Below are 23,585 nucleotides of genomic sequence, written 5' to 3' on the forward strand. Positions count from 1 at the left end.
CAGAGCATGGCCTCGCTCGGATTCAGCGTCGATGAACTGCTCCCGCGTGCCCGCGCGGGTGGCGCGCTGAAAATGGGGCTGGCGGCGCTTTCTGAATCCGAATGGCTCCAGCCGCAGCCTGACCTCGCAGCGCGCGCGGCAGCCTTCGACCAATATCCTGAAAGCGTGCAACTCACTCCAGAAGCGGTGGCTGCGGGCGAAGAACTGGCGGCTATGGTTGGCACTAGTGGCGGGCTGGAAGGCGCTGCGCGCGCGATGTGGGAGGACATGTGCCTGCTCGCCCCCGATTCAGAGGGCGTGTACCGCCTGATCGGTGCGGCGGTGGCCTTCCCCACCGACTGGCACCCGGCGGACAAGCTCGGCCTGCCACTGATCGGGCTGCACAAGCCGATCCACGGCTATGCCGACCAGCTCGCCAGCGGGGTCGATCACTTCATGGCCAAGCTACAACCAGGGCGGATATTCGGGCGCTGCAACTGGTTCGTCAGTCCTACGGACGCGCTGCGCTGGATCGAAACGGATCCGCCGGAAGTGAGCTTCGCCCATGTCACCGCGCAGAACGCGGGCGAAGCCCTGTTCGTCCGCAGCGAACGCCAGACCCTGCGTCGCCTGCCGCAAACTGGCGTGATTGTGTTCACTATCGGAGTATATGTGACGGCTTTGGGTCATCTCGCTCCGGCCAATTTGGACCGAATGGCAGAGGCCTTGCAGACCATTCCCCGACAGGAAGCAGAACGACGTGGTTCACCGCATTTTGCGTCGCAGCTCATCGCTTTCGCTTCCAACGCTGCCTAACGCTCTTGCAGGGAATCCCGCGTTGTCTTGAGCAGCGGCTTGGTCAGATATTCCCAAACCGTCTGGCTGCCGGTGAGGATTTCCGCTGTCGCTGTCATTCCCGGTTGCAGGTCGATCCGCTCACCCTCGCGGCGGGGGCGCATAGATGAGGTTTCGACTTCGAGATTAACTCGGTAATAGACGTTGGTTGTGCCGTCCTCACGCTCCTCGGAAAGCGTATCGGGGCTGATGTAGACCACTTCTCCATCGCCCGATCCGTAGACCGCGCTGTCATAGGCATCGAAATTCACCCGCGCGCGCTGGCCGTTGGAAACGAACGCAATATCGCGGGGTGGTACCTGCGCCTCGACAATCATTCTCTCGCCAGTGGGGACGATCTGCAGCACCTCGTCCCCCGGCCGCAACACCCCGCCCACCGTGGTCAGGCGGACGTTCTTGACGATCCCATCGGTCGGCGCAACCAGCGAGGCGGCACGCAGGGAATCCTGCCGCTGAGTGAGCAATTGCTGGGCCGCAACCAGTTCTTCCTCGGTCTCGGCAAATTCGGATTGCAGATCGCGGATATATTGCGCGCGGATGTTCGAAATGCGGCCCTGCGTCTCCACAATGGCTCGCTGCATCCGGATGATTTCGGACCGCGCGACATCGCCCGTTTCCACCAGCGGCTGGTTGAGATCGAGTTCCTGTTGCTGGAGCGCTGCCATGCTCGAGAGCGAACCGATCTCGGCCTGCAAGGCGGCGCGGCGGCGCGTGTACAATTGCCGCTGGTTGGCGGTAAACTCGGGGAAATCGGCCAGCGAGGCCGGAAAATTCAGCGCCTTGTCGAACAGTTCGGCATCGATCCGGGCCATCCGGCTTTCGAGCGCCGCCACGCGTCCTCGTGCTTCCTCCGCACCTGCCACCAGTTGCACCGTATCGAGTTCGACCAGCAATTGCCCTGCCGTTACCCGGTCGCCCTCGCGCACGAGAATGCGAGCGATGGCACCTCCTTCCTCGCTTTGCACCACTTGCACGCGGGCAAAGGGCACGACGCGACCCGGAGCGCGGGTCACCTGATCGAGCTGGGCCCATTGCGACCAGGCGATGAGCCCCACCAGCGTGACGCATATGGCAATGATGATCCAGTGGGATGGGCGGAGGCGCTGCATCACGATGCCTTCTTGGTGCTAATGGAGGAAGTGACAGTGCCTTCGGTGCTTGGCCGTGCCCCGGTCCCGGACTTGGGTGCATTCGGATCGGCCAGCTTGCGCGGCGCAAGTTCGCGCAACACGTCCTGTGTCGGCCCGTCCTTCACTACTTTGCCGCCCGCCATTACCACGATTCGGGTAAAACGGGGGAGCAACGAGAGCTTGTGCGTAACCATCACCAAGATGGTGTCAGCTCCCAATGCGCTCTCGATAGCTTCGAGCGCGCTGCTTTCGGTCGCCTGATCGAGCGCCGCTGTGGGTTCATCGAGCAGCCAGACCTTCGGCCTTGCCAGCAGTAGCCGATTCAGCCCGACCATCGCTCGCTGTCCGCCGGACAAACCGCGCCCACCTTCCTGTATCTGCAAGGAAAGGCCATCGGGCTGCCCGGCGATCATTGTATCGAGCCGGGTCTGCCGCGCAACCGCCATGATTTCCTCGTCGCTGACATCGCCCAGCCCCATCGACAGATTGTCCCGCAAGCTGCCGTTGATCAGCCGCGCATCCTGCGTGACATAGCCGATGTGGCGGCGGGCGATATCTTCAGCCACCTGGTTAAGGTCGAGCCCGCCGAGCAGCACGCTGCCCTGTTGCGGCGAATAGAGCCCGCTCATCAGCTTGAGCAGTGTGGATTTGCCCGAACCGATCCCGCCGATCACGCCCACCCGCTCGCCCGGCGCGATCTTCAGATTCTCGATCTCCAGTGCCGCGCGCTTGGTGCCGGAATAGGCGAACATGGCATCGCGGATTTCGTAAGCACCCTGCAGGCTGTCAGGCCGCAACGCGCCTGCTCCCGTCGAGGGATCAAGCGGCAGCGCCATGATCGAATCGAGCGCCTTGATCGAGCTTTTGGCATAGCCCCACTGAACGATCAGGTTAGGCAACTGCGCCACCAGCGGGCCGTTGATCCGGCCGGCGATGATTGAGCAGGCGAGCAGCGCGCCGGTGGTGATCTGCCCCTCGGCGGCGAGGTAGGCACCCCAGCCCATCAGCGCGACATAGGCGACCTGTTGCAAGGTAGAAAACAATGATCCGGCAACGGCGGAAGCCTTCTTCACCGGCATTTCGTAGTGATGGATTTCACGCACCAGCCGGTTCCAGCGGCCCATCATGAACCACCCACCGCGATTGGCTTTCACGGTTTCAGTGGCATCGAGCGATTCCACCAGCATCCCGTTCTTGCGATTGCCACTGACCTGGGCGCGATCGGTGCCCTTTCGGATAATGCGCGAGAGGATCATCGCCATGATCAACGCCACCGGCAAGCTGATGATCGGGATCAGCGCCAGCGGCCCGCCGATCCATGATATGACGACAATGAAGAATATCGCGAATGGAAGATCCGCCAGCATGAACAGCGAGCCGGAAGAAAGCACCTGCCTCACCTGTTCCTGCCCGCGTAGCTGTGCCGCCAACGTTCCGACCCCAGGCGGGCGCGCATCAAGCCGGATCGCCTGCGCACGGGCGAAGAAGAACTCGCTCACCTCGGCGTCGATGTCCTGCGCCTCCCGCTCGATCAGCAGCGCACGCGATGAACGAAGGGCGAGGTCGAGCAGCAAGGCAAAGCCGACCCCAGCTGTCAACACGAACAGCGTGTTGTAACTCGCAAGCGGAATTACCCGGTCATACAGTTGCATCGAATAAAGCGAAGTCGCCAGCGTGAGCAGGTTGGCGAACACGGTGGCGAGACCGGCCATCACCAGCGGCTGCTTGCGCCGCTTGATCGCGCGCCAGAACACCGCCAGCGCTCCGCCGCCGTCTGCCTTCAGCGGATCGGGCAGGTGCATCGTGAAAAATCGCTGGTCAGGATCGTAGGGCAGGCTGGCGCGTTCGCCTACCAACGCCATCACATCGTCCCCGTCCCACTGCTGGACGACTGCCCAGCCACAGGTCTGGTCATAAACGATCAGCGGGAACTGATCGGGGCGCGGGCGGCCCTGGATCCGGCGCGCGGGTTCCCAGCCGAGCACGGCGATCAGGCCGGGAAGCGCATCGACCCCCTCAGCGAGTTCGACCTCGCGCAGCTCCATTTTCCAGTGCGGTGACAACGGCGTGCCGGTGGCCCTGGCGTAATTCTCTATCGCGCGCTCTACGCTGCCGTCACTCACTGCCGTTCCCCTGCACTATCGGGCTGCCAGCGACAGGCGAGCGCGAGAATGCGCGCCGTGCCCGCCGCCGCGCTGACCCGCGCATCGCTTTCCGAAAGCCGCGCATTGGCGGCTTCGCGCGTCGCATTCATCACATCCAGCCAGCTCCGCCTACCGGCAATGAACTGGCGCTGGTAGCTGGCGATGATCTCGTCTGCCGCGTCGGCTGCTATCACACCGGCCTCAATCCGCCGCTCCGCCGCCCGAACCAGCACGTAATCGCGGCGCAATTGTTCGCGCAAGGTGCGTTCGGTTTCGGAAAATTCCGCCAAGGCCCGCTGGATTCGTGCCTCGCTCGCTTCCACTTGGGTAAGCTGCGCCTGACCGGGTCCAAGCTGCGCCCGCAACACCAGCGCGGCGCGCGCTCCGGTGATTTCGTTCTGCGACAACTGCAGCAGCAATTGCGGTAACCGGTCGGCAAACGCGATGTCCCGCTGAGCTTCTGCAACAGCTATCAGACTGGTCAGCGAATCCAGACTGGGACTGCATCCCAAAGCCTCGGCGAGCGCAATCTCCTCTGGCGGCAAGGTGCGCGAAACGCCCGTCGGCGGCAGGATCGGATCGACTGCAACGCCGCCCGTCAACTCGCGCAGCCGGATCAGCGCCGAATCGCGCGCTTCCTGCGTGCTGGCGAGATCCAGTTCGACCTGCGCAGTGCGCGACCGGCCTAGCGTCAGGTCCGCCAGCGGGGACACTTCCTGCGTTACCCGCCGTCCGATGGCTTCGAGCAACTGGTTGTGCTGGGCCAGACTGCTTTCGAGGACAGTAAGTCGTTCTGCCGCAAGCACGTAATCGTAATAAGCGGATGTCACCCGCAACACGATATCGCGCTCGGCCTCCCCCACCCGGTCCTCGCCAACACGCCGTGCCGCGCGGGCGCGGTCGATCTCGCCGGTGATGCGCCCACCCGCCCAGATCGGCTGTTCGAGTGTGGCGTTGAAGGCAATGCCGTCCTCATCTGTGAAGGACGAGCCTTCGGTCGCCAGCAACGCCTCCACCGAGAGGCTCGGATAGCGCCGCCAGCGTGCAGAGCGGAACTCCGCATCTAGTGCGTTTGCCTCGGCCTCTGCGGCGCCGACCAACGGATGCGTTTGCGCCGCCAGCGCCGCCGCGAGATCAAGCGGATCGGGTATCGCAGCCGGGGCGGGCGGGCGCAGCAGCGGCACATCGGCCGCAGGCGGGCCGTAAGTCTGCACCGCCAAAGGCTCATTTGCATCCTGCGCGCTCAGCCCCGCCGAACCGGCGAGCAGCGATAAGGCAATGGCAGGCTTGGCGAAGGCGCGCATCGGATCCGTTCGGCGGGGGAGGACCGATTTGCCCGGTGGCAAGTCGGACAGATCATTCGCATTGGCACACCCCCCGGAATGCCGCTGCGCCTTGTCCCTCACCTATTCGACATTTCGGCGAGCCAAATCAACCTGCTTGTTGGCGCATGACCAGAAGCTGAGTGTCGATCTCGGCCAAGTCGGCATCGGTATCAACATCACTAAGCGTACCGGGGGGCGCTTCTATGCAACGGAGATCGGGGACTTGGCGCAAGAATGGGCCTGCTCCGCGTCCTCCCGCGAGTTCGGCAAGCGGAGCGAGCTTCTCGTTCGGCACGAAGATTGGAACGCCGGGGGTTCCATCAGGATACGTTGTGGCTGCCAACTGCTGTGATTCCACCAAGGCCTGCAAATGGGACGGAGGAACAAGGGGCATATCCGCAAGCAGAAGTAGCAGTTCGGCCCCGTCTGCAATAGCCGTCCGGGCGGCCAAAGCCACAGACGAACCCTGCCCTTCGCTGGCGACGGGGTTGATACAGATTGCCCAGCACTCGGCCCCCTCTGCGAAAGCGGGAGGGTCTTTCCCGGTAACGATAATCCCGGGCGCTAGCCCGGCCTCGGCCACCGCCTCCAGCACCCATCGGCCAAGCGGCTTGCCTGCGCAGAGGGCGTCAAGCTTCCCGCCGCCGAAGCGGCTCGCGCTGCCAGCAGCAAGCACCGCGACGAGCAGCGGGCGATCAGCCATTGCCAGAATGGTGTGGATGGCGCGCTTCGTATGCGCCAGCGATGCCAGCCAGCACACTCAGCGCAAGGCCCACAGGCTCGCGACTGTGCTTGACCGTGCCGATCGGACTAAGGATGCGCGCCACCTGTTGCGGCGCGAAGCCTGCTTCTGCCAGTGCGGCCTCACGTGCCGAGCGTGCAGGTGCACCGCCTTGCGCGCCAATGAAAAAAGCAGGAGTAGTGAGCGCCCATTCGAGGATGGCGCGTTCCCATTCGTGATCGTGGAACAGCAGCACCACGGCGGACCATCTGTCGGCAGAAAGAAAATCGGGACGCTGGCTCAGCGATAGCGCGTCGCGCTCCCTCACTTCCACCGGCAACCCCGCAGCCATCGCGATATGCGCCATCGCTGCCAGTTCCGGCCCCTCACCCAGCAGCAGCAAGTGCAGTGCGGGGACAAAGCGGCGCTGCGGCAAGGGGGAGAATTCCGGCAATGCCAGCCGCGCTTCGCAGCGCTCCTCGAGTTCTCCGACCACGGCGCGACAGGCTGACCTGTCGGGCGCAGGATCGATCAGGATATCCAGCCCGCCACCGCATGGAAGGCGGAAATCGACCATCGGCGAGCCAGCACCATACCGTAGAACCCGCTGCTCGCCGCCTGCCAGTACTTGCCGCGCGATTTCGGCCTCCAGGCACCCGTCGGCAAGGCTACCGACAACGCTGCCATCGGGATGCACCGCCAGTTGCGCTCCCAATCGGCGCGAGAAGCTGCCGTCGATATTCACTATAGTGCACAGCCCTACCCCCGGCGTGCAGGCCGCGCGCAGGGCAGCATGGTCATCGGCGAAAGGCAGGGTCACGCCGGGACTGGTGGACTATTGCTCCTCGGGCGGCAAGTTCATGATGAGCGCGGGAGTCTCGCCGCGCAATTCCTGCATTGCGATCCGCAAGTTGATCCGCGCCCGGCTGCGCGGGGTGCCGCCGTATTCGAGACCTGGCATACGATCAGCGCCCATGAACACTGCGAAACTGGGTACGGCGTTCAGCCGCGCCATCGCATCATCCTCGGTACCGCCAGTCTGCACCGTCTGTTCGGCAATCTGCAGAAGTCCGCGGTTGAAGGTGATGAAACTGAGAAATTCCGCGCGGGTGCTAACATCGCCATGACCGGTGATCACCGTGTCGGCATCGGGGATGTTATAATAGGCGGCGGTCAGTGTAGTCGGCAGTGCAAGCATCGAACCGCCCGATCCCGGATCGATCAGCGGGCTCATGTGCCAGGCATAGGCATCGCCCGCCATCAACACACGATCGGCGGGGAAGAAAACGAAAGCATCGCCATCGGTGTGCGCTGCGCCGAACCAATGCAGCTCGATCCGGTCATCACCCTCGCCAAGCTCGCGGTAAGTTGTGAACTGCTGGTCCACCCGTGCGGGCGGGAATGGCCCCCCCCCAGCCGCCATGCGCGCGGCGGTATTGGCCTGCGCCACTACCTGCACGCCGGGATTGTCGGCGAAAAAAGCATTGGAGCCGATGTGATCGGGGTGCGAATGGGTGTTGATCACCATACCCACCGGCAGATCGGTGATCTTGCGCACTTCGGCGAGGATGCCCTCACCCTGCCCCGGCACTTTGGTGTCCACCAGCACCACGTCTCCGGAACGGACAAACGCAACGGTGTTCCCCCCCGCACCGGCGATCTTGTAGACGTGTTCGGAAACCTGTTCGATGTTCTCGATGCCCGGAAGCCCTTGCGCTGCCACAGCAGTTACTGCGCCACCAGCAAGAAGAATGCCCGTCAGGACTGCTATACGCTGCATCGTCACCCGCTCCCCATATTCCAGACTCTGTCAACGAACCAATAGGCCCCTGCCAGCACGACTGCAAGCGAACCGCCCAAAACAATGCGCTTTGCCCATGCCGCGCTGCGCTGCCGGATCGCTGCCAACAGCAGCGCGAAAGGGATGACGACAGCAAGCTGACCCAGTTCCACCCCCAGATTGAACCCCAGCAACGACCAGCCGAGATTGCCCGCCGGAAGCCCGAATTCGCGCAAGACGAAGGCAAAACCGAAGCCGTGGATCAGTCCGAAAGCGACGGCGAAGATCGGGCGCAGGTCGCGATCTCCCGGCTTGCGCAGCAGGTTGTCCGCGCCAACCACCACGATGCTGAGCGCAATCAGCGGCTCGATGAGCCAGGCGGGCGGTGCGAAGATCTCCAGCGCGGCCAGCGCCAGGGTGATCGAGTGGCCGAGCGTGAACATGGTGACGATCAGCGCCAGCCGCCGCAGCGATCCGCCGAGCAGGATCAGCCCAATCAAGAACAGCACGTGGTCCGGGCCGATCAGTACATGATGTGCTCCGGAAGGCACAAAAGTGGTCAGCGTCGCCAGCACGCCCGCTGCGGTTCCGGCAAAGTGGGTCTGCGACCCGCTGCCCTCGGCGAACAGGAACTGCTGCCGCAATTCGCCACTTTCGTAAATGTTCACGAAGGTCTGGTGCGAGGAATCATAGGGAAACAGCGCGGGTGCTATGCTGAGTTCCGGAGGCGGTGGAGACTCGATCACAAACCGCAGTCGGATCGCATCGTCCTGCGGCGCGGCAGCGATTCCCATGAATCGCACCACCAGCGCTTCCCCTTCTCCAGTAGACAAGCGCAGGCGCGGCGCAATGAGACCCTTGATTGCAGCGTATTGCGCGGCTAATACACTTTGGTCGAACAGTGTCGACGGTTCGGCGATACCGAGTTCATGCGCAAGGTCGCTTGCATGCACCGTGAGCGTGCCTTCGATCCGCTGCTCTTGCAAGTCGAGGTCCACATAGCTGAACGGCGCGGGATGAGCCTGCGCGGAACCCGGCAGCACCAACGCGAAGGCGGCGAGTACCGCGAGTAGAAGGCGAAAAGTATAGAGCATTGTCACATAGTTGCGCAAAGGCCACGAAATCCGGCGCAGTTCTCCATGTGACAATCCTGTAATTGGAACAAGCATTAAGGGCCGCTAAGGCGCGATCGGGGACGGAACATCGGGGGACTGCATTTCATGCTTGCCAGGCGCAATCGCGCACGACTGCTGACGACGGCACCGCTGCTGTTTGCGCTGGGTGCCTGCGCCACTACGGAAGTGGACGTACCCGCGCCCACGGTCGAAGTGCCCGCCGAATGGGCGCTGAGCAATCCCGCGCCGATTTCCACCGACCTTACACAATACTGGACGCTGCTAGACGATCCGCTGCTGACGCAATTCGTCGAGCAGGCGATTGTCGAGAACCGTGATCTGGCGGTAAGCGCGGCCCGGCTCGATCAGGCGCGCGCTTCGCTATTGCAGGCTCGTGCAGGCTTTTTCCCTTCAATCGGCGCGAACGGCGGGGTCAACCGCGATGTCGGGGACCGGGCGCGCGACGGGGTGCAGTTCTCCATCGGTGCCGATGCATCTTGGGAAGCCGACCTGTTCGGGCAGATTTCCGGCAGCGTCCGCGCCTCGGAGGCGGAGCTCGCTTCGGCAGGTTATTCGCAGGCAGACCTGCAGCGGTTGATCGTAGGACAAGTGGCAATCGCCACGATCAACGCCCGCGCGACCGCGCAGCAACTCGCCATCGCCCGCAATTCGTTGGCCTTTCAGGACGACAACCTGCAGATCGCCCGCTGGCGGAATCAGGCGGGGCTGGTGTCCAGCCTCGATGTCGAACAGGCACGCGCCCAGCGCGCGCAGACTGCGGCCAGTATTCCGCTGCTCGAAAGCAGCCTTGCTTCCACCGCCAACGCGATTTCCACGCTGATCGGGGAACCTCCCGGCCGGGTCCTGCTGGCGTTCGAGAACAACCCGGCCCCTGTTCCCGCCCCGCCGCTGCTCGCCGGGTTCGAAGCGCCCGCCGACGTGCTTCGCCGCCGCCCCGATGTGCGCGCGGCGGAAGCCTCTCTGGTGGCCAGCAGCGCGCGGATTGGCGTTGCGCGGGCGCAATTGTTGCCGCTGGTTCGGCTGACCGGCTCGATCGGCACTGGCTCGGCCAATCTGGGCAGCCTGCTCGACATCATCAGCGGAAACCTGTTCGCGGGTGTCAGCCAATTGATATTCGATGGCGGGCGCACAAGGGCGCAGATCGACAGCGCCGAAGCGGTGGCGCGCGGCAGTCTCGCCAGTTGGGAACAGGCGATCCTTGTCGCTCTCGAAGATGTCGAAAGCGCAGCGGTGGACCAGCGCACGTCCGACCAGCGGGTGGACCTCAATGCCGAGGGCGTGGACGCGGCGGAGATTTCCGCGCTGCTAGCGCGCAGCCAGTATCAGGCCGGGCTTACCGACTTCCGCAATCTGCTAACTTCCGAAAGCCAGTTGCTGTCGGCCCGCAACGCACTCGTCGGTGCCGAGGCTGATCGCGCCATCGCCTTCGTCCGACTTACGCAGGCGCTGGGCGGCGGTTGGACCGCTGCCGATCTCGATTTCCCGCTGCCCGATGAGACATCCGGGCCAGACGACAGGAACCCCGAATGAGCCAGACCGACCCTACCCCCGCCAGCGAAGCCGATATCGAGACCTATCTCGGCAGCGGCGGCCCGAAGAAATGGTACAAGCGCAAGCGGGTATGGCTCGGTGCCCTGCTGCTGCTGTTCATCGGCTTCATTGTCTGGTCGGCCATGCAAGATCCGCCGAAGCCCGATTACATCACCGCCGAAGTGCAAAGCCGCTCGCTCGATTTGTCGGTCACCGCCACCGGCAATCTGCGCCCGACCAACCAGGTCGAGGTCGGTTCCGAAGTGTCGGGCCGGATCGATCGCATCCTGGTGGATGTGAATGACCGGGTGACCCAAGGCCAGGTGCTGGCGATTATCAATACCGACGTGATTCAGGACCAGATCGCCCAAGGGCGCGCCAATCTCAATGCCGCGCGGGCGCAGGTGGCACAGGCGCAGGCGACGCTTGACGGCGACCAGTCGCAGCTCAATCGCCTGCTCGAAGTACAGCGCCTCTCTGGCGGACGGGTGCCGAGCGAGTCGGAGATCGACATCGCCCGCGCCGCCGTCAATCGTGGGGTGGCCAGCGTGGCCGCCGCCCGCGCCAATGTCGCCGCTTCGCAGGCGCAGCTTTCGACGGCGCAAACCAGCTATGAACGCGCCGTCATCCGCTCACCCGTGGCAGGCGTAGTGCTGGCGCGGCAGGTGGAACCGGGGCAGACCGTGGCCGCCAGCTTCAACACCCCGACCCTGTTCGTCCTCGCCGAAGACCTGGCGACCATGCAGCTGCGCGTGGCGCTCGACGAAGCCGATGTCGGGCAGGTCGCCGCCGGGCAGGAAGCGACTTTCACCGTCGATGCCTATCCCGGCCGCCGTTTCCCTGCCACGGTGGAGCGGGTGGACCTTGCTTCCAACAACATCGCCACCGCCGCGCAGCAACAGCAGCAGGGCCAGCAAGTGGTAAGTTACGAAGCGCGGCTGATTGTCGGGAACAGCGAAGGCCTGCTCCGCCCCGGCATGACCGCCACCGCGACCGTCGCCACCCAGAGCACCGGTACGGCCATGCTGGTGCCCAACGGCGCGCTGCGCTTCAACCCGGATGAAGAGGAAGAGACCGGCGGCATCTTCGGCCCGCAAGAAATGGGGCTAGAGCAAAACGACGAAGCCAGCATCGGCGTCGGCAGCCGCCAGCGGGTGCACATTGTCGACGCCAATGGCGACCTGCATGAGATCGAGGTCGTGACCGGCGCGAGCGATGGACGCTTCACCGTAGTGACTTCCGAGGAGCTGGAACCTGGAATGGAAGTCGTCACCGGCATCCGCGCGGCGGGAGCCGAGTGAGCGCATCGTGACCGAAGCGCCTCTTATCGAACTCGAAGGCATTACCAAGACCTTCGGCACCGGACCGGCAGCGTTCCAGGCGCTGAAGGGCGTGGATATGGCGATCCAGCGCGGCGATTTCGTCGCCGTGATGGGTCCGTCCGGGTCGGGCAAATCGACGACAATGAACATCCTCGGCTGTCTGGACGTGCCGACCAGCGGCAAGTTCCGCTTTCGCGGCGTGGAAGTGCAGGCACTGACCCGCGACCAGCGCAGCCTGCTGCGGCGGCGCTATCTCGGCTTCGTGTTCCAGGGCTTCAACCTGCTGGCGCGCACCACCGCGCTGGAGAATGTCGAGCTGCCGCTGCTCTATCGAGGCGAAAGCAAGAAGGCGCGCCGGGTCGCTGCCGAAAAGTCGCTCGATCTGGTCGGGCTGCTGCCGTGGGCGGACCATACTCCGGCGGAACTTTCCGGCGGGCAGCAGCAGCGCGTCGCCATCGCCCGCGCGCTGGTGACCGACCCGGACGTGCTGCTGGCGGACGAACCCACTGGTAACCTCGACACCGAACGCTCGCTCGAAATCATGGAACTGCTCACCGACCTGAACCGGAAAGGCATCACCATCCTGATGGTGACGCACGAAATGGAAATGGCCGAATACGCCAAAACCATCGTCCATTTTCGTGACGGGCTGGTGGAACGGATCGATCGCGGACACAAATCGGGTTCGCCGATCATGGGCCACGCCTGATGCGGATGTTTGGCGCCACCTTGCTGCTCGCCTTTCGCGAAATCCGGCGGCACCTGCTGCGCAGCTTCCTGACGACGCTGGGGATCATCATCGGCGTGGCTGCGGTGATTACCATGGTAACGCTGGGTCGCGGCTTGACCGCCAGCGTGCAGGAAGAGGTATCGGGTCTCGGCTCAGACGTTTTCATCGTTTTCCCCACGCGCGTCGATCCGAATGTCTCGCCCCCGCCGTTCGATGATGAAGATGTGCGAATGGTGGAAATGCAAATTCCCGGAGTTGAGGGGGCGGCGGGTTCCGTGAACGCCAACGCGGTCGCCTTTCACAACGGGCAGGACTGGCAGACCAGCGTACAAGGCGGCGACAGCGAGTTTTTCACGGCCCAGTCTATCGAAGTGGTCGAGGGTCGCGGGTTCAGCACCGAAGAGGAAGCGCGCGGCGAAAGCGTGTGCATCATCGGCCCGACCATCGTGGAAAAAATATTCGTTGAGGATGCGGTGATCGGCGAGGAGATGCGCGTGGGCGATGTCTCCTGTCAGGTTATCGGCGTGATCGACGAACGTGCCAGCGCCGTGGGCGGCGGGAATGATGCAAACGACATTGTGTTCATGCCGCTGAAAACTGTGCAGCGTCGTTTTACCGGCAGTAACAATGTGCAGTTCTTCGTGGTCAAGTACGATCCGACCTATTCGAGCGCAACAATCCAGCAGCAACTAATCGACCTGCTGCGCGAACGGCGGGTGATCCAGGAAGGCGAGGACAACGATTTCAACATCGTCGATACCGCACAGATCAACGACACGGTGAACACCGTCACCGGCACGATGACGCTGGTGGTGACGGTCATCGCCGCGATCAGCCTGCTGGTGGGCGGCATCGGGATCATGAACATCATGCTGGTGAGCGTGACCGAGCGCACCCGCGAAATCGGCATCCGCCTGGCCATCGGTGCCTTGGCAAAGGAAGTGCGGCTGCAATTCCTCACCGAGGCGGTGGTGCTGTGCTGCTTTGGCGGATTGGTGGGGATTGCGCTGGCTTTCGGCCTGTCTTTCTCGCTGTCGCAGGCGATTGATCTGCCGTTCGCATTCGATCCGGTGGTGAACGTGCTGAGCTTCGTATTCAGCGCGATAATGGGGATTATCTTCGGCTACTATCCCGCCCATCGCGCCAGCCAGTTGGACCCGATCGACGCGCTGCGGCACGAATAGCGAGCCGTGATTGCGAGGAGCCGCAGGCAACGCGGCAATCCAGTCCTGCGCATTGTGCAAAAGAGCCAACGGCAGGACTGGATTGCTTCACCACGTTCGCAATGACGAATGTGGCTGCTCAGGCGTCGACAAGCACAAGTTCGCTATCCTCCAGCGCGGTAATCCGCAGCACGTCCACCTCGGCCACGGCCACCCCGTCGCGGGCCTCGGCCACTTCGCCGCCGACCTGCACCTTGCCGGTGGCAGGCACAAGATAGGCCTTGCGCCCGCCGAGAGCGTAGGTGACTTCCTCACCGGCCTTGACAGTAGCTCCGAGCACGCGGGCATCGGTATTGATCCTCAGGGCATCGGCATCTTCCGCCTCGTCGCGCCCGCTGGCGAGCACAACGAAGCGTCCGTCGCGTGCTTCCTTCGGGAAGGACTTTTCGCCCCAGCGCGGGGCGATGCCGCGACGATCGGCCATGATCCACAGCTGAAAGGAATGCAGTTCCTCATCCTCCAGATTGTATTCGGCGTGGGTAATGCCCGTGCCCGCGCTCATCACCTGCACGTCGCCCGCAGCGGTGCGCCCTTCATTGCCAAGCGAATCACGGTGGCTGATCGCGCCTTTGCGGACATAGGTGATGATTTCCATGTCGCTGTGCGGATGCGGCGGAAAGCCGGTCTTGGGAGCGATCACGTCATCGTTCCACACCCGCAGCTTGCCCCAGTTCATCCGGCTCTGGTCGAAATAGTCGGCGAAGGAAAAGTGGAAATTGGCCTTGAGCCAGCCGTGGTCCGACTTGCCGAGCGTTTCGAACTTGCGCACTTCGATCATCGCGTGTCTCCTTTGCCGCAGGAGATGGGGAGCGGTAGAGGCGCTGCAATGCCGCCCTTTGTTGGGGTTGCCAAAGCGCGGCTTTCAGCCCCGGATAGTCGCGTGGCACTCCCCCAGACCGATGCGGGCGAAGCCCTCGCGTTCGGCCCAGGCTGTCATCACCACTTCGTCGCCATCCTCAAGGAAAGTGCGCGTCTCGCCGTTCGGCAAAGTAATCGCCACCTTGCCGCCCTGCGACAGTTCCATCAGGCTCCCCTCGCCCCCCGGTTCACCGCTGGTGAGCGTGCCGGTGCCGAGCAGGTCGCCCGGCTGAAGATTGCACCCGCCCGCCGCGTGGTGCGTGATCAGTTGCGCGGCGGTCCAGTACATCGCCGTCATGGGGCCGCGGCTGAGGCGGTATGGCGAATCGCCCGCTTCGCGCATCTGGCGCGTCGAAAGTGCCACTTCCATGGTGATGCCGAAGGCCCCCTGCGCCTGATCGGCCTCGTCCCACAGATAGGGCAGCGGGGCGGGGTCGCCTGTGGGACGCGGCGGCTGCGCAGTGCGGAAGGGCGCAAGGGCGTCCGTGGTCACCACCCAGGGGGACACTGTGGAATGGAAGTTCTTGGCGAGGAACGGGCCGAGCGGCTGGTATTCCCACGCCTGCAAATCGCGCGCCGACCAGTCGTTGAGGATCGAGATTCCGGCGATGTGTTCGCCCGCTTCGCCGATGGGGATCGGTTCGCCCAGTTCGTTGCCCTGCCCCACCCAGATTGCCATCTCCAGCTCGTAATCGAGCCGCATCGAGGGGCCGTAGCTTGGAGCCTCGGCATCGGGGGCCTTGGTCTGCCCGCTCGGCCGCTTCACATCGACACCGGAAACGCGGATCGACGAGGAGCGTCCGTGGTAGCCGATGGGGACATACTTGTAGTTCGGCAGCAGCGGATTGTCCGGACGGAACAGCTTGCCGATGTTCTCGGCATGATGGATGCCGGTGTAAAAATCGGTGTAGTCCATGACGAGGAACGGGACGTGCATCTCGCAGTCGGCAGCACGGTGCAGCGCGGGTTCGATCTCGGCGCGCTGCGCCTCGTCCGTCAGCAGGCGGAACACCGCTTGGCGCAGCGCCCGCAGCGGCGCGCGGCCACCCGCAAAAAGCGCGTTGAGCACCGGGGCATTGGCGGTGAGCGCAGCATCCTGCGCCGGGTCGTCCAGCATCATCCCGATGGCCGCCAGATCGAGGATCATGTCACCGATGGCGATGCCTCCGCGCGGCGGTTTGCCCCCAAGCGAGAACACCCCCAGTGGCAGATTCTGCACCGGAAAATGCGGATGCCCGTTGGCGCTTTCGACCCAGCTGGTCGCGGCGGGATCGTGGGTGAAATCGAGTTCGGTAGTCATGGCAATTTGGCTTTCGGAAATCCGGCCCAGCAGGCTTCGTAATCGCTTTGCAGCAGCCCGCCGGTCATGGCGAATGGGGTGGTCTGGATGATCGCGCGGCTTTCGAACATGAAGGCCAGTGTATCAGCGATCTTCACCGGCCCCAGTTCCGCTGCCATTGCCCGCGCTGTGCTTTCGACATCGGGGCCATGGCCGTTGAACTGGTTGTGCAAGCTCGCCCCGCCGGGTGCAAAGCCGCCGCCCTCTTTCGCGTCGTAAGCGCCGTACACCAGCCCCATGAATTCGCTCATCACGTTGCGGTGGAACCACGGCGGGCGGAAAGTATCCTCCCCCACCATCCAGCGCGGCGGGAAGATCACGAAGTCGCAATTGGCCGTGCCGGGAGTGTCGCTGGGGCTGGTGAGAACGGTGAAGATCGAGGGATCGGGGTGATCGAAGCTGACCGTGCCGATGGTGTTGAACCGCGCCAGATCGTAGCGGCAGGGTGCCGAATTGCCGTGCCAGGCAACCACGTCGAACGGCGAATGGTCGATCGTGGTGGTCCACAGCCGACCGTTGAATTTTTGCACTATCTCGAACGGCTCGTCACGGTCCTCAAACCAGGCGACAGGACTTTCGAAATCGCGGGGATTGGCAAGGCCGTTGGCACCGATGGGGCCAAGGTCGGGCAGCCGGAAGGGCGCACCGAAGTTCTCGCAGACGTAGCCGCGTGCCGGTCCGTCGCTCAATTCGACACGGAAACGCATTCCCTTGGGCACCAGCGCCATATGGCCGGGAGGAACCTCCATCCGCCCCAGTTCGGTGACGATCCGCAGCGCGCCCTGCTGCGGCAGGATGAGCATTTCGCCATCGCTGTTCTGGAACGCGCGCGTCTCCATGCTCTGCGTGACGGCATAAAGGTGAATGCCGATCCCGCCTGAGGACGGATCGCCGTTGCCGCCGTAGGTCACCAGTCCGTCAACGAAATCGACCTCGCCCTCGGGCAGCGGCAGCGGGTCCCAGCGCAGGCGATTGGGCGTGGTGTGAGTGCCATCTGGAGCAGCGAAGCGCGCCGCTCCGTCGTAAGGGACGAAAGCCCCGTGCTGCGTCGTGGGCCGCATCCGGTAGAGCCAACTACGGCGGTTCTCGCTGCGCGGTGCGGTGAAGGCGCTGGTGCTGAACTGCTCGGCGTAGAGCCCGAACGCCGGGCGTTGCGGGCTGTTACGCCCCACCGGCAGCGTGCCCGCCACCGCCTCGGTAGCAAAGTGATTGAGAAATCCCGTCTGATAGGTCATCGGCATTTGGTATCACCTGAAACTTTACCCGACAATGGGCATGACTGCTATCTGCGCAGATGCGAGAAGGAGGCCACGATGAAGCTTTACGGATATTGGCGCAGTTCCACCAGCTATCGCCTGCGGATTGCGCTGGAACTGAAAGGGCTGGCCTACGAAAGCTGCCCGGTGAACCTGCTCGAAAGCGCCCAGCGCGCTCCAGAATTCACGCGCCGCAATCCTTTTGCCGGAGTGCCGATGCTGGAGGCCGAGGGCCGTGACCGTGCACAAAGCATGGCGATCATCGAGTGGCTCGACGAACGCTGGCCGGAAAACCCGCTGCTACCCAAGGATATCGAACAGCGCTTCACCGCCCGCGAACTGGCCTATGCGATGGCCACTGAACTGCACGCCCCACTCAACATGAAAGTGCTCAATTACCTCAAGACCGAACTGGGCCACGATCAGGCAGAAGTTGACACGTGGTATCGCCATTGGCTCGGCGTGACACTGCATCCCCTCGAATCGCGGCTGGCGCAACTCGACACCAGGGACTTCCTGTTCGACAAGCCGGGACTCTTCGAAGCGGTGCTGATCCCGCAGATGCGCAATGCACGGCGATTCGATTTCGACCTGTCGGCCTGTCCGCACATGGAGCGGATCGAAGCGACATGCCTGGTGCATCCGGCCTTCGAACGGGCGCATCCGGACCGGCAGCCGGACGCCAGCTAAAGGACTTCGCCAAGCACCTCGCCGATGGCATTGAACACGCGATCGAGCTGATCTTCGGTGATGCAATAGGGCGGCATCAGGTAAATCGTGTTACCGAGCGGGCGCAGCAGGATGTCGCGGGCGTAGAAGCCGGCCTTAAGGCGGGGGCCAAGGTCGGAGAGGTAGCCGGCGTCTGCCACTTCCACATCGGCGGCAATGATGCTGCCGCACTGTCGCAAGTTTTTGAGCGGGTACTTTTCCGCCAATCGGGCGAACCCAGCCGCCTGCCGCACGGCCAGCGCGGCAATGCGATCCAGCACCGGCTCCTCGCGCCAAATGGCGAGATTGGCATTCGCCGCCGCGCAGGCGATCGGATTGGCCGTGTAGCTGGACGAGTGAAAGAACATCCTCGCCCGGTCGGTCGAATAATGCGCGTCGAAGATCGGCGCGGTGGCCATAGTCAACGCCAGCGGCATCGATCCGCCGGTCAGCCCTTTCGCCAGGCACAGGATGTCGGGCACGATCCCCGCCTGTTCGCAGGCCAGAAGCGTACCCGTGCGACCCCAGCCGGTCATCACCTCGTCGGCGATGAATAGCACACCGTGCGCGGAACAGATGGCACGCATCCGGGCGAGAACTTCGGGCGGATAGACCAGCATCCCGCCGGCGCCGAGTACCAGCGGCTCGGCGATGAAGGCAGCGACGTCGCCCGCGCGGCATGCCGCATCCAGCGCATGGCAGGCTTCGTCTTCAAGGCATTGCGAAGGAAACGGAATGGTCCCGACATCGAACAGCAACGGCGCATAGGCGCGGTTGAACACGCCCCGCGCGCCCACGCTCATCGCGCCGATGGTATCGCCGTGATAACTGTGTTCGAGCACAAGAACGCGCGCACGCGGTTCGCCGCGATTGTGCCAATATCCCAGAGCCATCTTGAGCGCGACTTCCACCGCCGTGGACCCGGAGTCGGAGAAGAATACATATTCCAGCTCGCGCGGCATGATCGCGGTGAGTCCGCGCGCCAGATTTTCGGCGGGCTGATGCGTCCAGCCGGCGAAGATCAGTTGGTCGAGCCTTGCCGCCTGCTCCTGGATCGCCGCAACGATCCGTGGATGGCTGTGACCGTGCGTCGTCACCCACCAGCTTGAGATCGCGTCGATAACTTCGCGCCCATCGGCAGTGTGCAGCAGCGCCCCTTCTGCGCGCTCGACCAGGGGGATCGGTTCGCCCAGCCCGTGCTGGTGGAATGGATGCCAGACCGGCGACTTGCTCATGCAAGCAGATCGGTGCGGATGTTGGCGGCGAACGCTTCCGCCAGGCTGGCCGCGTCGAGTGGGTCGAGCAGCGGCAGCCGGCCGAGCATCGGTGCGCCGCCCAAACGGGCGATGGCCGTCTCCGCCACCGGCTCGGGTGCGCCCACGAAGGCCACCCCTGCCACCGCGATGCACCGCGCGCGCAAAGCTTCCAGCGTCAGCAATGTATGGCTGATCGTGCCCAAGGTCGTCCGCGCGACGACCACGGCAGGCAGGCCCCAGCGCGCGAACAGGTCGGCGGCGGCCAGATCGTCGGTATAGGGCACCAGCGCCCCGCCCGCGCCTTCCACCACCAGGGGGCCTTCGACGTCCGGCAGCGCAAGCCGGGCCAAGTCGATCGCCACCCCGTCTATCCGCGCCGCCGCATGCGGCGAACACGGCGTGACCAAGCGATAGGCCTCAGGCAGCACCCGCGCCCCCGGAACCACCCGCGCGACTATCTCACTATCGGTCTCGTCCTCCAGCCCGCTCTGCACCGGCTTCCAGTAAGTGGCACCCAGTGCACCTGTCAGACCGGCGGCGAAGACCGTCTTGCCGATCCCGGTATCGGTTCCAGTGACGATCCAGCCCTTCATCGTAGCCTCCGCATGGCGTCGAGCACCCGCCCGACCTGCTCGCTGGTGTGCACGGCGGATAGCGAAAAGCGGATACGGCTCGCACCTTCAGGTACCGTGGGCGGGCGGATCGCCACACCCAGCACCCCTGCCGCTTCCAGCGCCGCGCTGGCCGCAAGTGCCTCCGCCTCGCCGCCGATCACCACTGGCACGATCTGCGTATCCGATGGACCGCAATCGTAGCCCAGATCGCGCAGCCCATCCCGCAACAGCCCCGCCAGCGCTTGCAGATGCGCACGCTCTACCGCCATCCCCAGCACCAGATCGAGTGCCGCATCGATGGCGCCGAGCACCGGCGGCGGCGGCGCAGTCGTGTAGATGAACCCGCTGCACGCGTTCACCAGGTAGTCGCGCACTTCCCCAGAAGCCGCGATATAGGCGCCGAAACTGCCGAGCGCCTTGCTGAAAGTGCCCATGACAATGTGGGGTTTGTCGGCCAGATCGGCCGTCAGCCCCGCCCCGCCAGGACCAAACACGCCGGTGGCATGGGCCTCATCCACGACCAGCAGCGCATCGTGTTTCCGCGCGATAGTCACCAGCCGCGCGAGGTCCGCCCGGTCGCCGTCCATGCTGAACACGCTTTCGGTGGCAATGATCCGGGCCGGGGCCTGTGCGCCGTGCGTGGCCAGCAGTTCCTCAAGGTGATCGTAATCGTTGTGGCGATAGCCGTGGTGCTTTGTCCGCCCGGCGGCAATACCGTGGTGAATGCTGGCGTGCACCAGCCAGTCGGCGAACACCGCTGCCCCGGGTGCCAGTTTGAGCAAAGCCGGGAACAGCGCCGCATTGGCCTGCCAGCCGCTGGCGAACAGCAGCGCGGCCTCGGTCCCCTTGAATGCCGCCACCCGCGCCTCCAACGCGACATGGGCTTCGAGCGTGCCCGAAACCAGCCGCGATGCCCGCGCCCCGGTGCCCATGCTTATCGCCCATTCCCCAGCGCGCCGCGCCAGCTCGGGGTGGCGGGCGAGGCCGAGGTAGTCGTTGCTCGAGAAATCGATCAGGTTGCGCCCGTCGCGCTGCACCATGCCAGAGCCGCCCGGCGTGACCGGGCGCAGCACGCGGTAACGATCGCTCGCCTTGCGCTGCTCCAAAGCTTCGGCAAACAATTCGCGCATGGCAGGCCTATTCGGCGGCCACGGCCCGCAACCCGCAAGGCCTGCCCGCCCGCATCGGCTCTTCCCCTGCCATCGCCTTCAACCCCAACCGCGCGAACAGCGCCGCGTCGCTGTCGTCGCCCGCATTGGGCGCGGTGAGCAGGCGATCGCCGGTGAAGATCGAATTCGCGCCTGCAAGGAAGCACAGCGCTTGCGTCGCATCGCTCATGCTTTCGCGCCCGGCGGAGAGCCGCACCATGCTCAATGGCATGGCAATACGCGCGACGGCTACGGTGCGGACGAATTCGATATCGTCGATCTTGGCCATGGGGGTATCGGCGAGCATATCGCCCAGCACCGTGCCCTTGACCGGCACCAGCGCGTTGACCGGCACAGATTCGGGATGGCGCTCAAGCGTCGCCAATGTGTGGACGAAGCCCACCCGGTCGGCCCGCGTTTCGCCCATGCCGACGATCCCGCCGCTGCACACGTTGATCCCCGCCTGCCGCACATTTGCCAGCGTCGCCAGCCGGTCCTCGTACTTGCGGGTGGTGATGACGCGCTCGTAGTACTCCGGTCCGGTATCGACATTGTGGTTGTAGTAATCGAGCCCCGCTTCGGCGAGCTGGTCGGCTTGCTTCGGGGTGAGCATCCCCAGCGTCATGCAGGTTTCCAGCCCCATGGCCCGCACGCCCCTCACGATCTCGACGATCGCGGGCATGTCCCGGTCCTTGGGATTGCGCCAGGCGGCGCCCATGCAGAACCGCTGCGATCCGGCATCGCGCGCCTGCGCGGCGCTTTGCAGCACCTGGCGCACGTCCATCAGCTTCGTCGCTTCAACCCCGCTATCGGCCGAGGCGCTTTGCGAGCAATAGCCGCAATCCTCCGGGCAGCCGCCGGTCTTGATGCTGAGCAGCGTGCATAGCTGCACTTCGTCCGCCGCATGATGCTGGCGGTGGATCGAGGCAGCGCGAAACAGCAGTTCGGTAAACGGCAGGTCGAACAATGCGGCGATTTCTTCGCGCGTCCAGTCGGTGCGGATAACAGGCGGTGTGGCTTCGGGCGATTTCATGCTTCCGGCAATGGCGAAAAAGCCGCCGCAGGTAAAGCGGGCTCGACAGGTATCGCGGCGCGGATAGCTTGGCTGCGCGGAGCGCCGAATGTGACTGGCTCTCAAGTAACCCGCGCTACCTCAATTGTAAAATCTCGTAACCATTACATCCAATTCAGGGGCAATTTATGGTCAATCTTTCAACAATCTCCTAGAGGCAACGGGGGAAGCCGTGGCGAAAGCTGCGGCTGTGGGTATTTCGGGTTGAAAAAATTGAGAATAGCAATCGCTGACGACAATCAGGAGGTGCTGGACCAGATCTCCTCTTGTCTTGCGCCAACCGGTTATGATTTCGATCGTTTCCGGAACGGCAAGGACTTGCTCGTCGCGCTACGGCGCGAAACTTATGACGTGGTGCTGGTGGACTGGAACATGCCCGGCGCCACCGGGCTGGAGATCGTGCGGTGGGGCGTCGAAACGCTCGAACAGCCGCCTGCCTTCATCCTCATTACCAGCAGATCCGACAAGGCGGATATCGTGCGAGGGCTGGAAATCGGGGCGAGCGATTACATCGTCAAGCCCGAGAGCGAAGTGGTCATCGTCGCTAGGATTGAAGCTGCGGCGCGCCGTCGTGGCACCCCTGTTAAGCCGGAACGATACCAGACTTACGGGCAGTACCGGATCGACCGGCACAACGACGGGATCGAACGGAACGGCGAGGAAGTGCGGCTGACCGCAAAAGAATTCAAGGTTGCGGCGCTGTTCTTCGATAACCTCAACCGACCCTTGTCGCGCAGCTATATCTTCTCGCAAATCTGGGGAAATATGGGCGATATCACCACCCGTACGCTGGATATGCATGTCTCGCGGGTGCGTTCAAAACTGGAATTGCGCCCGCACAACGGCTTTGCCATTCAAACTGTCTTCGGCTTCGGCTATCGCATGGATGCGTTTTTCGAAGGGGCCGGGGATGAAGAGACTGTGGAAGCCTGAGGCGACAATCTTTCGGACATCGTGGGCCGCGCTGGGAGTGGCGACCTTGCTTGGCGGATGTGCGGTCTCCACACCCGTCAGCATTGCTTCCACCGATGGGCGCCTACCCGCCGAGGCTGCGGTGCAGATGGCGCCTTTCGAGTCGGACGGATCGCTGCGCGGCAATTTTGGCGCAGCGCTGGCTGAGGCGCTGGCAGCGCGTTCGATCACCACCGCGCAGGGCGCACCGATTATCGCCGAATTTGCGATAGCCGTGCGCGAGGCGGAGGCGGGAATTGCCGATCCTGCCGGGTCCACAAATGACTCAATCGACTGGGAATCGCGCCCGCGTCCGCGCGACTGGTTCGACACTTGCAATGCCACGCGGCTGCGCGCCACGCTGTTGCTGCTGGACCGCACGGAAGGCACCATCCGCTATCGTGGCGTCGCCGAGACCGATGACTGCAACTACGACGAAGTCCATCTTGCCGAACTGGCGGAAGCGCTGGTGAGCGATGCTCAGGGCGAGTTTGTCCAGCGATAACCT

22 protein-coding genes are annotated in these 23,585 nt (G+C 63.9%); 8 read left to right on the forward strand and 14 right to left on the reverse strand.

The window, feature by feature from the left end; genetic code table 11:
• Nucleotides 1-6: 6 nt before the first annotated feature.
• Nucleotides 7-795: a DUF3445 domain-containing protein gene (locus JY451_15470; GenBank protein QZH75019.1), complete on the forward strand. Its 789-nt coding sequence runs from the start codon at nt 7-9 to the stop codon at nt 793-795.
• Here the strand turns inward: JY451_15470 and JY451_15475 are convergent.
• The 7 genes from JY451_15475 to JY451_15505 form a co-directional block, all read right to left on the reverse strand.
• Nucleotides 792-1,943: an HlyD family efflux transporter periplasmic adaptor subunit gene (locus JY451_15475; protein QZH75020.1), complete on the reverse strand. Its 1,152-nt coding sequence runs from the start codon at nt 1,941-1,943 to the stop codon at nt 792-794. The two genes, JY451_15470 and JY451_15475, sit on opposite strands and share 4 nt — an antisense overlap.
• Nucleotides 1,943-4,087: an ATP-binding cassette domain-containing protein gene (locus JY451_15480; GenBank protein QZH75021.1), complete on the reverse strand. Its 2,145-nt coding sequence runs from the start codon at nt 4,085-4,087 to the stop codon at nt 1,943-1,945. The genes JY451_15475 and JY451_15480 overlap by 1 nt, the downstream gene beginning before the upstream one ends.
• On the reverse strand, nt 4,084-5,412 hold the full coding sequence (locus JY451_15485) for a TolC family protein (GenBank protein ID QZH75022.1): 1,329 nt from the start codon (nt 5,410-5,412) through the stop codon (nt 4,084-4,086). The genes JY451_15480 and JY451_15485 overlap by 4 nt, the downstream gene beginning before the upstream one ends.
• A gap of 127 nt (nt 5,413-5,539) precedes the next feature.
• Entirely contained in the window at nt 5,540-6,136 is a 597-nt protein-coding gene (locus tag JY451_15490; protein QZH75023.1) for an NTP transferase domain-containing protein, read from the reverse strand.
• On the reverse strand, nt 6,129-6,974 hold the full coding sequence (locus tag JY451_15495) for an XdhC family protein (protein QZH75024.1): 846 nt from the start codon (nt 6,972-6,974) through the stop codon (nt 6,129-6,131). The genes JY451_15490 and JY451_15495 overlap by 8 nt, the downstream gene beginning before the upstream one ends.
• A gap of 15 nt (nt 6,975-6,989) precedes the next feature.
• Nucleotides 6,990-7,934, reverse strand: coding sequence for an MBL fold metallo-hydrolase (locus tag JY451_15500; protein ID QZH75025.1), 945 nt, complete (start codon nt 7,932-7,934; stop codon nt 6,990-6,992).
• Between the two features lie 2 nt (nt 7,935-7,936).
• Nucleotides 7,937-9,028 (reverse strand): HupE/UreJ family protein, encoded by a 1,092-nt coding sequence (locus tag JY451_15505; GenBank protein ID QZH75026.1) that lies wholly within the window; start codon nt 9,026-9,028, stop codon nt 7,937-7,939.
• A 126-nt stretch (nt 9,029-9,154) separates the two neighbouring features.
• On the opposite strand from JY451_15505, the gene JY451_15510 reads away from it, so the two are divergent.
• From JY451_15510 to JY451_15525, 4 genes are read left to right on the forward strand one after another with little or no spacing between them, the layout of a single operon-like run.
• Entirely contained in the window at nt 9,155-10,600 is a 1,446-nt protein-coding gene (locus tag JY451_15510) for an efflux transporter outer membrane subunit (GenBank protein ID QZH75027.1), read from the forward strand.
• The gene (locus JY451_15515; protein ID QZH75028.1) at nt 10,597-11,901 is read left to right on the forward strand and encodes an efflux RND transporter periplasmic adaptor subunit; all 1,305 of its coding nucleotides are present in this window, start codon (nt 10,597-10,599) and stop codon (nt 11,899-11,901) included. The genes JY451_15510 and JY451_15515 overlap by 4 nt, the downstream gene beginning before the upstream one ends.
• Nucleotides 11,902-11,908: 7 nt before the next feature.
• Complete coding sequence (locus tag JY451_15520; GenBank protein ID QZH75029.1) at nt 11,909-12,631, forward strand: ABC transporter ATP-binding protein; 723 nt, start codon at nt 11,909-11,911, stop codon at nt 12,629-12,631.
• A gap of 5 nt (nt 12,632-12,636) precedes the next feature.
• The gene (locus JY451_15525) at nt 12,637-13,836 is read left to right on the forward strand and encodes an ABC transporter permease (GenBank protein ID QZH76759.1); all 1,200 of its coding nucleotides are present in this window, start codon (nt 12,637-12,639) and stop codon (nt 13,834-13,836) included.
• A gap of 118 nt (nt 13,837-13,954) precedes the next feature.
• Here JY451_15525 and JY451_15530 read toward each other — a convergent pair whose 3' ends face one another.
• The 3 genes from JY451_15530 to JY451_15540 form a co-directional block, all read right to left on the reverse strand.
• Nucleotides 13,955-14,653: a pirin family protein gene (locus JY451_15530; protein ID QZH75030.1), complete on the reverse strand. Its 699-nt coding sequence runs from the start codon at nt 14,651-14,653 to the stop codon at nt 13,955-13,957.
• An 84-nt stretch (nt 14,654-14,737) separates the two neighbouring features.
• Complete coding sequence (gene fahA, locus JY451_15535; GenBank protein QZH75031.1) at nt 14,738-16,033, reverse strand: fumarylacetoacetase; 1,296 nt, start codon at nt 16,031-16,033, stop codon at nt 14,738-14,740.
• Complete coding sequence (locus JY451_15540) at nt 16,030-17,313, reverse strand: homogentisate 1,2-dioxygenase (protein QZH75032.1); 1,284 nt, start codon at nt 17,311-17,313, stop codon at nt 16,030-16,032. Before JY451_15540 ends, fahA begins: the two co-directional genes overlap by 4 nt.
• Nucleotides 17,314-17,385: 72 nt before the next feature.
• On the opposite strand from JY451_15540, the gene maiA reads away from it, so the two are divergent.
• On the forward strand, nt 17,386-18,018 hold the full coding sequence (gene maiA, locus JY451_15545) for a maleylacetoacetate isomerase (GenBank protein QZH75033.1): 633 nt from the start codon (nt 17,386-17,388) through the stop codon (nt 18,016-18,018).
• On the opposite strand, the gene JY451_15550 is transcribed toward maiA, so the two are convergent.
• From JY451_15550 to bioB, 4 genes are read right to left on the reverse strand one after another with little or no spacing between them, the layout of a single operon-like run.
• Entirely contained in the window at nt 18,015-19,271 is a 1,257-nt protein-coding gene (locus JY451_15550; GenBank protein ID QZH75034.1) for an adenosylmethionine--8-amino-7-oxononanoate transaminase, read from the reverse strand. The genes maiA and JY451_15550 overlap by 4 nt on opposite strands.
• Nucleotides 19,268-19,885, reverse strand: coding sequence for an ATP-dependent dethiobiotin synthetase BioD (gene bioD / locus JY451_15555; GenBank protein ID QZH75035.1), 618 nt, complete (start codon nt 19,883-19,885; stop codon nt 19,268-19,270). The genes JY451_15550 and bioD overlap by 4 nt, the downstream gene beginning before the upstream one ends.
• On the reverse strand, nt 19,882-21,036 hold the full coding sequence (locus tag JY451_15560; GenBank protein QZH75036.1) for an 8-amino-7-oxononanoate synthase: 1,155 nt from the start codon (nt 21,034-21,036) through the stop codon (nt 19,882-19,884). The genes bioD and JY451_15560 overlap by 4 nt, the downstream gene beginning before the upstream one ends.
• A gap of 7 nt (nt 21,037-21,043) precedes the next feature.
• Nucleotides 21,044-22,087: a biotin synthase BioB gene (gene bioB, locus JY451_15565; protein ID QZH75037.1), complete on the reverse strand. Its 1,044-nt coding sequence runs from the start codon at nt 22,085-22,087 to the stop codon at nt 21,044-21,046.
• A gap of 252 nt (nt 22,088-22,339) precedes the next feature.
• Between bioB and JY451_15570 the strand changes: the two genes are divergently transcribed.
• A complete protein-coding gene (locus tag JY451_15570; GenBank protein QZH75038.1) occupies nt 22,340-23,059 on the forward strand; it encodes a response regulator transcription factor in 720 nt (239 codons plus the stop codon).
• Nucleotides 23,037-23,582, forward strand: coding sequence for a hypothetical protein (locus JY451_15575; GenBank protein QZH75039.1), 546 nt, complete (start codon nt 23,037-23,039; stop codon nt 23,580-23,582). Before JY451_15570 ends, JY451_15575 begins: the two co-directional genes overlap by 23 nt.
• Nucleotides 23,583-23,585: the final 3 nt, after the last annotated feature.

This window comes from Erythrobacter sp. (genome assembly GCA_019739335.1).
In the GTDB taxonomy this organism is placed as follows: Bacteria; Pseudomonadota; Alphaproteobacteria; order Sphingomonadales; family Sphingomonadaceae; genus Alteraurantiacibacter.

Coding starts and splice junctions, on each gene's coding strand:
- JY451_15550 (QZH75034.1), bottom strand. CDS start 19,271: ATGAGCAAGTCGCCGGTCTGGCATCCATTCCACCAGCACGGGCTGGGC.
- fahA (QZH75031.1), bottom strand. CDS start 16,033: ATGACTACCGAACTCGATTTCACCCACGATCCCGCCGCGACCAGCTGG.
- bioD (QZH75035.1), bottom strand. CDS start 19,885: ATGAAGGGCTGGATCGTCACTGGAACCGATACCGGGATCGGCAAGACG.
- JY451_15560 (QZH75036.1), bottom strand. CDS start 21,036: ATGCGCGAATTGTTTGCCGAAGCTTTGGAGCAGCGCAAGGCGAGCGAT.
- maiA (QZH75033.1), top strand. CDS start 17,386: ATGAAGCTTTACGGATATTGGCGCAGTTCCACCAGCTATCGCCTGCGG.
- bioB (QZH75037.1), bottom strand. CDS start 22,087: ATGAAATCGCCCGAAGCCACACCGCCTGTTATCCGCACCGACTGGACG.
- JY451_15505 (QZH75026.1), bottom strand. CDS start 9,028: ATGCTCTATACTTTTCGCCTTCTACTCGCGGTACTCGCCGCCTTCGCG.
- JY451_15575 (QZH75039.1), top strand. CDS start 23,037: ATGAAGAGACTGTGGAAGCCTGAGGCGACAATCTTTCGGACATCGTGG.
- JY451_15540 (QZH75032.1), bottom strand. CDS start 17,313: ATGCCGATGACCTATCAGACGGGATTTCTCAATCACTTTGCTACCGAG.
- JY451_15485 (QZH75022.1), bottom strand. CDS start 5,412: ATGCGCGCCTTCGCCAAGCCTGCCATTGCCTTATCGCTGCTCGCCGGT.
- JY451_15525 (QZH76759.1), top strand. CDS start 12,637: ATGTTTGGCGCCACCTTGCTGCTCGCCTTTCGCGAAATCCGGCGGCAC.
- JY451_15500 (QZH75025.1), bottom strand. CDS start 7,934: ATGCAGCGTATAGCAGTCCTGACGGGCATTCTTCTTGCTGGTGGCGCA.
- JY451_15490 (QZH75023.1), bottom strand. CDS start 6,136: ATGGCTGATCGCCCGCTGCTCGTCGCGGTGCTTGCTGCTGGCAGCGCG.
- JY451_15470 (QZH75019.1), top strand. CDS start 7: ATGGCCTCGCTCGGATTCAGCGTCGATGAACTGCTCCCGCGTGCCCGC.
- JY451_15510 (QZH75027.1), top strand. CDS start 9,155: ATGCTTGCCAGGCGCAATCGCGCACGACTGCTGACGACGGCACCGCTG.
- JY451_15530 (QZH75030.1), bottom strand. CDS start 14,653: ATGATCGAAGTGCGCAAGTTCGAAACGCTCGGCAAGTCGGACCACGGC.
- JY451_15475 (QZH75020.1), bottom strand. CDS start 1,943: ATGCAGCGCCTCCGCCCATCCCACTGGATCATCATTGCCATATGCGTC.
- JY451_15515 (QZH75028.1), top strand. CDS start 10,597: ATGAGCCAGACCGACCCTACCCCCGCCAGCGAAGCCGATATCGAGACC.